We start from the raw sequence: 8,958 nt of genomic DNA on the forward strand, positions 1-8,958 counted from the left end.
GCCATGGAAGAGAAGCTGCGCTTCGCCATCCGTGAAGGCGGCCGCACCGTCGGTGCCGGCATCGTCGTCACCATCAAAGAGTAATCGCCGGCGCTGCCGGTTGAGATCGGATGCAAAGGGGGCGGTCTTCGGGCCGCCCTTTTTGATTCTGATATTCTGGCAATGGATTAACCGCATTGCTTCAAATCCTGTTGCAAGCGCCTCTGCCATAACTAGTATAGGTTGCATCGAGGGGGCTGCCCGAATGGTTCCATGGCGCCGTTTGCATTGTCAGGCATGGTGGTCGCTAGGGCTGATCTGCTTGGTGTCGTTGCTTGCCATGGGCCACGCTGCCTTCGCAGCGGATGCAAAGAAATCCACGCCGGAAAAATCCGCGCCTGATTTCGGCCCGACGATGCGGTTCGTCGTCGTCCGCAGCAGCGCGCCGGGCTGCGAGCCGACCTGTCCGGAATGGATATCGGCGGAAGGCTCGATAGAAGCCGGCACGCCGGCCCTGTTCAAACGCGCGCTGAAAGCGCTTGGCGGCCGAAAGTTGCCGATCGTCGTCGATTCCCCCGGCGGCAATGTCGAAGCTGCGCTGACACTTGGCCGCCTGATCCGCAAGAACAAGCTCGATATCGCCGTCGGTAAAACCGGTTTCGTCGGCTGTCTGCCAGATATGAAGAACTGCAAGGAAAACGACGGCAAGGGCTCCCGTTATTTCGGCGAAGCCTATGCCAACGGCGCCATCTGTAATTCCGCCTGTCCGTTGATGTTTTCCGGTGGCATCCGGCGCGTGGTCGGGGAATGGGCCTTTCTCGGCGTCCATCAGATCACCACGACCTATATCCGGACGAAATTGCTGTACCGCACCACTTATCGCATGGTGAAAGGCAAGAAGAAGATACTCAGCACCAGGGTCGTCAGCCGGAAGAACGCCGGCAGCTACAAGACCTACGAAATGAACAAGCCGCTGGAGCGGAAGCTGGCGGCCTATCTGAAGGAGATGGGCGTCGGCCTGGGCGTGCTCGAGACCATGAAAAGCACGCCGGCCAGTAGCATCCAGCAACTGGTTCCCTACGACATGCTGCAAATGAATCTCGTCACCAGCCTGGATGCCGTCGACTTGCTGATCGCGCCAACGCTATGCCGATCCAATCCGTTGCCGGCGAGTTGCAGGGAAGTGCCGGCGCCGGCGAATATCGCGAAGCCGGCCGGCGAAGTGGTGGCGAGCGCCGAGCCTGCACCTTCAGGGCTCGAAACCCCGCCGGCGAAGGAGGTCGCTGACATGCGCTTCGTCCTGGTCCGCGGCAGCAACCCGCTCTGCAATCCCAACTGCCCGGAATGGATCTCGGCCGAAGGCGCAATTACCGCTGACACGCCCGAAAAATTGCGCCAACTGCTTGACAGCGTCGGCGACCGGCGCCTGCCCATCGTTATCAACTCGCCGGGTGGTGATGTGCTCGGTGCTTTGGCGGCCGGAAGGCTGATCCGCGAACGCAAGCTCGACGTCGCTGTGGCCCGGACGGATTTCATTGGCTGCGAGCCGCGGCAGGCCGACTGCACGGCCGAAGACGGCGTCTACAATGGGCTGACGGTCGATGCCGGCGGCGGTTGCGGCTCGGCCTGTCCGATCATGCTCGCCGGCGGTGTCAAACGCCTGGTCGGCCCGCGTGCACAGTTGAGCGTGCATTCGGTAGGGCAGGAGCAAAAGGTCAAGGCCTATCTCGAGGACATGGCCATCGGCCCCGGTCTGTTTACCGCAATTCAGCTGTATTCAGTCGAACGGCAGCTCGAACTCGACAGGATGCTGAAATACGGGCTGACAACCGGGCATCAATCGGCAGACGAATTGACAGGCCCAGGCATCTGCAGATCGGAGCCACGGCCGGAAAACTGCCGCGAAGCCTCGGGCGCCAAGGCTCAGGCCAGCACGCCGGTCAAATCGTAACGCGGGCATGATGGCCGCGAGCTGATCGTGCCGATCGCCATGGAAGAGAAGCTGCGCTTCGCCATCCGTGAAGGCAGCCGGACCGTCGGTGCCAGCATCGTCGTCACCATCAAAGAATAATTGCCGCCGGCATTCGCCGGCCGATTCCGAATGCAAGAAGGGCGGTCCTCGGGCCGCCCTTTCTGCGTTGGAGCCTTGCGTGGCGGCCTCGTTGAAGCGGGCACGCCGTCATTTCAAAAGCTGTTGCAAGCCCCGCCATGTCAACTAGTATAGGTTGCATCGAGGGGGCTTTTTGCCAAACGTGGTTCCGAGACGCCGTTCAGACAGTATGGCACGGTGGTGGCGCGGGCTGGTTAGTCTGGCGCTGGTGGTCGCCATGGCGATGGCTGGCTTCGCTGCGAATGCCGAGGATGTGTCCGATCCGAGGACATGGGATCCGAAGTCATGGTACCGTCCGGGCAGTTCGTCCGATGGTTTTTCGGAGATGCAACTCGTCGTCGTGCGCAGCAATGCGACCGGTTGCGAGCCTAATTGTCCGGAATGGATTTCGGCAGAAGGCGCCATCTCGGCGAGCACGCCAGTGCAGCTCAAGCGTATATTGAAGGCGCTCGGCCGCCGAAAATTGCCGATCATCGTCAATTCCCCGGGCGGCAATGTCGACGCTGCGCTCCGGCTCGGTCGAATAATCCGCAAGAATAAGCTCGATCTCGCCGTCGGTACGACCAAGTTTTCCGATTGTTGGCCCGGGATGAAGGATTGCCGGGCCAATGACGGCAAGGGCGCCGCATATTTCGGCATTGCGTCCGACGGCGGTGCCATGTGCAATTCCGCATGTCCGCTGATGTTTGCTGGAGGCGTCGGACGCGTGGTCGGCAGTTGGGCCTATCTAGGCGTCCATCAGATCACCACTACATATCGGCGCGAACAGGTATATTACCGCACCAAATACAGAATTGTGAACGGCCGGAAGAAGGTTATCGGCACCAAGGTTATCAGCCGCACGGATGCCGGCAGCTACAAGACTTATGAGATGAACAAGGCGCTTGAGAGGAGGCTGTCGGCCTATCTCAGGGAGATGGGTGTCGGCCAGGGCGTACTGGACAGAATGAAGGCTACGCCCGCCAGCGACATCCGGCAGATCTCCCTCGCCGACATGCTGACGATGAAGCTGGTCACCAGCAGCGGCTCTCTCGACATACTTACGCAGACGGGCATATGCCGGCAGAGTCCTGCGCCGGCGAACTGCAGAGAGATCCCTGCGAATGCCAAGCCGCCCGAGGCGGCAGCGATCGAGGCGAAGGCCGGACCTTCTCAACCGGTTCAAGTCCAAATTTCTCAGCCGGCCACACAGGCGACCAATGCCGGCGACGAAGGGTCGTACGGCAATCCCCCGCAAACCCTCATAGCCTGCATCGGAGGGGGATCGCGGGTAGCGGGGGCGAGCTCCACCTGTGATCCTGAGATGGAACCAATGCCGGCTTGGCGTTGGGACGTGGCGAGTGGCCCGTACACATCATCGGACATGAAACCATGATCAGCCGGGGTAGGCGACTGGTTGCGCCAGCGGGAGATCGAGACAGAAAAGGGCGATCCTGGGGCCGCCCAACTCGAAGCCGACGCGATGCTGCAGCTCGGGCTAACGACGGGTTCTCAATCGGTTGACGAGCTGACCGGCGCCACGATCTGCAGGTCGGTGCCGAAGGCCGATAATTGCAGGGTCGCGCCGTCGGCCAATACCGAGGCCGCGACGCGCCCTAAGCGGTAGCTTCGCCGGCCAAACTGCCCATCGAGGCAGGTTGAGCGGCGCTCGGTGTTTCCGCTATCGTCCAGCGAAGACCAGCATGGGGGAAACACGAATGAGCCAGGATGTCCCGACATTGTTCGAATGGGCTGGTGGCTCCGAAGCGCTGAACCGCCTGACCCAAACCTTCTACGACAACGTCTCTCGGGACCCCATAGTCGGTCCGGTGTTCAAACACATGTCGCCGGATCATCCCGCTCACGTCGCGGCTTTCATCGGCGAAGTTTTTGGTGGACCGAAAACCTACAGCGAAAAGCACGGCGGCCATCGCGAGATGGTGATGCACCATCTCGGCAAGCATCTGACCGAGGAGCAGCGCCGGCGCTGGATCAACCTTCTCGCCGACGCCGCCGACGAGATCGGGTTGCCTGACGATCCCGAATTCCGCTCGGCCTTCATGGGCTATCTTGAATGGGGATCGCGGCTGGCCAAGATGAATTCCAACAAGGGCCCGACCTGCGATCCCGAGAGCGAACCAATGCCGGCCTGGGGTTGGGGGGTGCCGGGCGGCCCCTACAAGGCGCCTTCGGGAGACTGACCGGGGCGCGAATCGGTCGAAAACCCTGCCGCCAGGACCCGATTTGCGGGAAATTGGTGGCGGTGAATGGTTCGGTCCGCCAGGCTGGAACGGTTTGAGGCCGCCGTGGCTGGCGGGGGCCGCGCTGAAAAACCGGAGGCCTGCGATGGGATCGGACAGCAAAGCAAATTCTGACAGTGGAATCCGAAATCCGTTTGGCGTCATGGACGTCCCCACTCCCGACGACGAGGAGGTGTCGGCGTTCGCCGCCGGCGCGAAACTGGAGGGAACTCCAAGCGATGAAAATGCCGAGGCCTGGGGCACCGAAAGCGACCGCGACCGCAACGACACCATCGAAGGCAGCTGGTCCAGCCGTTGGAACGGCGGTGCCGATCCCACGATTCCAGGCGACAGCAAGGATAAATGGAAGTCTGGCTGGGGCGAGGTGAAGACGGCGGGAGAGAGAGTTTACCTGCTGTTCGATTGGCATAATGGCGTGCGCAAGGGGCTCATCGATGCCCGGCGCCAGGGTGCGAAAGGGCTGGTGGGAAAATACATCAATCTGACCGACCCGGAAATCGTGCGTCCCTGGGTCGGCTTGATCGTCAGCAATCAACGGATCGACGGGAAATGGCCGGGAGGACGCCTGGACTTTCGAAGATGAAGGCCGGGTAGCGCACGTCGCTCTTTACAGAGCGCGCGGAAGCTTTTAGGAAGCGCCTGTTGCGCCGACATGCGCATACGGGCATAGCTCAGTTGGTAGAGCGGCGGTCTCCAAAACCGCAGGTCGTAGGTTCGAGCCCTGCTGCCCGTGCCATTCTTTGAATGGATACCTAAAAACGATTCTTTTGCAGTGCGGCCTTTGAAAACCGGCTTGTGACTTGCCATATAGCATAAGTTGCGGCATAAGGGCCGCATAGCCGGGACGGAACGACTGGATGGTTCCGAGGCGGCGTTTGGGCATAAAGCGGACACTTGCCACTTGCGTGGATCAAGAATCGGTTTTATGTAGACGAAACAGACACGCGACGCGTGGAGCTGGGAAGCCGGCTTTACGCGTCTGATTTGCATGGGCGAAATGATTGCGCTGATTCGGCGCGAACGCACGCTCAAGCGGCACGTCCCGGCCAGCGGGATCATCCAGGAGACCCGGCCAACGGGTCTTGCAGACAGAGCGGCATATGGCTTCGAAAACCACAAATCCTTTCACCTTTCTCCAGCAGGTTCGCGCGGAGACCGCCAAGGTCACTTGGCCGTCGCGGCGCGAAACGATGATCTCGACGGTGATGGTCCTTGTGTTCGCGGTCATCGCGATGATCTTTTTCTTTACCGCAGACGTGGCCATGGGCTTTGCGGTCGAAAAAATCCTCGGCCTCGGACAGTAAGTCCGGCGATTACGGAGAAGTCTTGAAATGACCGCGCGGTGGTACATCGTCCACGCCTACTCGAACTTTGAAAAGAAGGTTGCCGAGGACATTGAGAACAAGGCCAAGCAGAAGGGCCTGTCCGCCGACATCGAGCAGATCGTGGTGCCGACCGAGAAGGTCGTCGAGATCCGCCGCGGCCGCAAGGTCGATGCCGAGCGCAAGTTCTTTCCGGGCTATGTGCTGCTGAAAGCCAATCTGACCGATGCCGTGTTCTCGCTCGTCAAGAACACGCCGAAGGTCACCGGTTTCCTGGGCGACTCCAAGCCGGTGCCGATCACCGAAGCCGAAGCCCAGCGTATCCTGAACCAGGTTCAGGAAGGCGTCGAGCGGCCGAAGCCGTCGGTGACGTTCGAGATCGGCGAAGCGATCCGCGTTTCGGATGGACCATTCGCGTCGTTCAACGGTTTCGTCCAGGAAGTGGACGAAGAGCGGGCGCGGCTCAAGGTGGAAGTTTCGATCTTCGGGCGCGCCGTGCCGGTCGATCTGGAATTCGGACAGGTCGAGAAGGGCTGATCCGAAATCCCTGCACCGGTTTCGGCGGCAGGGAAGGCGGCGCGGAGATCGCGCGGCCAAAAACGGGTGGGAGGCGAATGCGGCTTTAGCCGGCCGCGCGGACCGCACCACCAGACTGCAACCGCCGGCAAGACCGGCATGAGAAAAGGCAGGAAGAGAGATGGCTAAGAAAATTGCAGGCCAGCTCAAGCTCCAGGTTTCCGCGGGATCGGCCACGCCGTCGCCCCCGATCGGCCCGGCGCTTGGTCAGCGTGGCATCAACATCATGGAGTTCTGCAAGGCGTTCAACGCGCAGACCCAGGAAATGGAAAAGGGCTCGCCGGTTCCGGTCGTCATCACCTACTACCAGGACAAGTCGTTCACCTTCGTCATGAAGACGCCGCCGGTGAGCTACTTCCTGAAGAAGGCTGCCAACCTGAAGTCGGGCTCGAAGGAGCCGGGCAAGGTCAAGGCTGGCACGATCGGCCGCGACAAGGTGCGCGCCATCGCCGAGCAGAAGATGAAGGATCTGAACGCAAACGACGTCGAGGCGGCCATGCGCATGGTCGAGGGCTCCGCCCGCTCGATGGGTCTGGAAGTGGTGGGCTGAGATCATGGCAAAGATTGCAAAGCGTGTATCGAAGACCCGCGAAGGCATCGATCCCAACAAGGCTTATGCTTTGGGTGAGGCGCTGAAGCTGCTCAAGGATCGCTCCTCGGTGAAGTTCGACGAGACGATCGAAGTCGCGATGAACCTCGGCGTCGACCCGCGCCATGCCGACCAGATGGTCCGCGGCGTGGTCAACCTGCCGAACGGCACCGGCCGCAGCGTTCGCGTCGCCGTGTTCGCGCGTGGCGACAAGGCCGAGGAGGCCAAGGCCGCCGGCGCCGACATCGTCGGAGCCGAGGATCTGGTCGACATCGTCCAGAAGGGCACGATCGACTTCGACCGCTGCATCGCCACGCCGGACATGATGCCGCTGGTCGGCCGTCTCGGCAAGGTGCTCGGTCCGCGCGGCATGATGCCGAACCCGAAGGTCGGCACCGTCACCACCGACGTTACCGCCGCCGTCAAGGCATCGAAGGGCGGCGCCGTCGAGTTCCGCGTCGAGAAGGCCGGCATCGTTCACGCCGGCGTCGGCAAGGTCTCGTTCGACGTCAAGGCGCTGGAAGAAAACGTCCGCGCCTTCGCTGACGCGGTGACCAGGGCAAAGCCGGCTGGTGCCAAGGGCAACTACGTCAAGAAGGTGTCGGTCACCTCGACGATGGGCCCGGGCCTCAAGCTCGACGTCTCGACGCTCGCAGCGTCCTGATACGAACAATTGGATCGGCCGCTAAAACGCTGATCCGTGAAAGAATTCCGGGCCTCCGACCTGTCGGCGGCCCGGTACCGGAAGTCGAAAGGCTTCCGGACATCCTGTCCGAGATTGCAGGCGGCCCCCAAGCCTTAGGTGATGTGGGCCTTAATTCATGTGGGCCTGCATGAGACGGGTGAAGACCGGACAAAGGAGCCACAAGCTCCAATGAAAGGTTCGAACCGTGTTTGCCTTTTGTCTGCGCACCGTCCGGCTTGCCGGCAGGTGTGGCGAAAGGGGGCAGGATCCTCGAGCGTCGTTCGGGAGATCCGTTACTGGATGGCCCGGCCGGCAAAAGGCAACCCGACGCCTGTCCTTCGTAGAGGGCAGGGGTCAACTGGAGATAGGCAGTGGACAGAGCGGAAAAACGCGAACTCGTCACGGGCCTGAATGATGCGTTCTCAAGCGCTGGTTCAGTCGTCGTGGCCCACTACGCCGGTATCACCGTCGCGCAAATGAACGACCTTCGGTCGAAAATGCGCGCCGCCGGTGGCACCGTCAAAGTCGCGAAGAACCGTCTCGCCAAAATCGCTCTTCAGGGCACGGACTCCGCATCGATCATCGAGCTGTTCAAGGGACAGACGCTGATCGCCTATTCGGAGGATCCGATTGCGGCGCCGAAGGTCGCGTCCGATTTCGCCAAGGGAAATGACAAGCTCGTCATTCTCGGCGGCGCAATGGGTACCACCTCGCTCAATGCCGACGGTGTGAAGGCACTCGCCACACTTCCGTCGCTCGATGAGCTGCGCGCCAGGCTGGTTGGCATGATCGCCACGCCGGCAACCCGGATCGCCCAGATCGTCAATGCGCCTGCGGCTTCGGTCGCGCGCGTCATCGGCGCTTACGCCCGGAAGGACGAGGCGGCATGAGGCCGTTCCTCGCTATCACAAACACACGTTCGAACCTTATGAAGGAACATTGCAATGGCTGATCTGGCAAAGATCGTAGACGACCTTTCGAAGCTGACCGTCCTCGAGGCGGCCGAGCTGTCGAAGCTTCTTGAAGAAAAGTGGGGCGTTTCCGCCGCTGCTCCGGTGGCGGTTGCCGCTGCCGGCGGCGCTGCGGCCGCTGCTGCTCCGGTCGAGGAAAAGACGGAATTCGACGTCGTCCTCACCGAGGCAGGCGCTCAGAAGATCAACGTCATCAAGGAAGTTCGCGCCATCACCGGTCTTGGCCTCAAGGAAGCCAAGGACCTGGTCGAGGCGGCTCCGAAGCCGGTCAAGGAAGCCGTTTCCAAGGCCGACGCGGACAAGTTCAAGGCCCAGCTGGAAGCAGCCGGCGCCAAGGTCGAACTGAAGTAAGCGTTGAGTACCGGGGGGCCCGGGGGGGGCCGGGGCCCCCCCAATTTGGGGGGAGTGGGGGGGGGGGGACGGGCGAGGGGGGTACAACGGTTTAAGGGGTGGGCGCCACCGCCGGGATGGGAGAGGGGGTTTGGG

12 protein-coding genes, 1 tRNA gene and 1 pseudogene are annotated in these 8,958 nt (G+C 61.6%); all 14 read left to right on the plus strand.

Features of this window, described 5'->3' with window-relative positions; all coding sequences use genetic code 11:
* Positions 1-84, plus strand: an 84-nt coding sequence (locus NKI67_RS33515; protein ID WP_455749504.1) for an EF-Tu C-terminal domain-related protein, incomplete at its 5' end; no start/stop codon positions are given.
* 160 nt (positions 85-244) lie between these two features.
* Positions 245-1,930 carry a COG3904 family protein gene (locus NKI67_RS33520; RefSeq protein ID WP_352649123.1) on the plus strand — a complete coding sequence of 562 codons (1,686 nt, stop codon included), beginning with the start codon at positions 245-247 and terminating at the stop codon, positions 1,928-1,930.
* Positions 1,931-1,951: 21 nt separating this feature from the next.
* A pseudogene (locus NKI67_RS33525) lies at positions 1,952-2,050 on the plus strand (EF-Tu C-terminal domain-related protein); the annotation flags it as partial.
* Positions 2,051-2,528: 478 nt separating this feature from the next.
* A complete protein-coding gene (locus NKI67_RS33530) occupies positions 2,529-3,464 on the plus strand; it encodes a COG3904 family protein (protein WP_352649125.1) in 936 nt (311 codons plus the stop codon).
* Between the two features lie 21 nt (positions 3,465-3,485).
* Positions 3,486-3,695, plus strand: coding sequence for a hypothetical protein (locus tag NKI67_RS33535; RefSeq protein ID WP_352622073.1), 210 nt, complete (start codon positions 3,486-3,488; stop codon positions 3,693-3,695).
* A 91-nt stretch (positions 3,696-3,786) separates the two neighbouring features.
* Complete coding sequence (locus NKI67_RS33540) at positions 3,787-4,269, plus strand: group II truncated hemoglobin (RefSeq protein ID WP_352596102.1); 483 nt, start codon at positions 3,787-3,789, stop codon at positions 4,267-4,269.
* A 145-nt stretch (positions 4,270-4,414) separates the two neighbouring features.
* The gene (locus tag NKI67_RS33545) at positions 4,415-4,912 is read left to right on the plus strand and encodes a hypothetical protein (RefSeq protein WP_352596099.1); all 498 of its coding nucleotides are present in this window, start codon (positions 4,415-4,417) and stop codon (positions 4,910-4,912) included.
* Between the two features lie 77 nt (positions 4,913-4,989).
* A tRNA-Trp gene (locus NKI67_RS33550) sits at positions 4,990-5,065 on the plus strand.
* Positions 5,066-5,429: 364 nt separating this feature from the next.
* A complete protein-coding gene (secE, locus tag NKI67_RS33555; protein ID WP_023680439.1) occupies positions 5,430-5,633 on the plus strand; it encodes a preprotein translocase subunit SecE in 204 nt (67 codons plus the stop codon).
* Positions 5,634-5,660: 27 nt separating this feature from the next.
* Positions 5,661-6,188, plus strand: coding sequence for a transcription termination/antitermination protein NusG (gene nusG / locus NKI67_RS33560; RefSeq protein ID WP_006333333.1), 528 nt, complete (start codon positions 5,661-5,663; stop codon positions 6,186-6,188).
* Positions 6,189-6,348: 160 nt separating this feature from the next.
* Positions 6,349-6,777, plus strand: a complete 429-nt coding sequence (rplK, locus tag NKI67_RS33565; RefSeq protein ID WP_023680440.1) for a 50S ribosomal protein L11 — start codon at positions 6,349-6,351, stop codon at positions 6,775-6,777.
* Positions 6,778-6,781: 4 nt separating this feature from the next.
* Positions 6,782-7,480 carry a 50S ribosomal protein L1 gene (gene rplA / locus NKI67_RS33570; RefSeq protein WP_023680441.1) on the plus strand — a complete coding sequence of 233 codons (699 nt, stop codon included), beginning with the start codon at positions 6,782-6,784 and terminating at the stop codon, positions 7,478-7,480.
* A 392-nt stretch (positions 7,481-7,872) separates the two neighbouring features.
* Positions 7,873-8,391 carry a 50S ribosomal protein L10 gene (gene rplJ / locus NKI67_RS33575; RefSeq protein WP_008875657.1) on the plus strand — a complete coding sequence of 173 codons (519 nt, stop codon included), beginning with the start codon at positions 7,873-7,875 and terminating at the stop codon, positions 8,389-8,391.
* Between the two features lie 54 nt (positions 8,392-8,445).
* Positions 8,446-8,823, plus strand: a complete 378-nt coding sequence (rplL, locus tag NKI67_RS33580; protein WP_023680442.1) for a 50S ribosomal protein L7/L12 — start codon at positions 8,446-8,448, stop codon at positions 8,821-8,823.
* Positions 8,824-8,958 lie beyond the last annotated feature (135 nt).

It is taken from the genome of Mesorhizobium sp. M0408, from assembly GCF_040321495.1.
Lineage (GTDB): Bacteria > Pseudomonadota > Alphaproteobacteria > Rhizobiales > Rhizobiaceae > Mesorhizobium.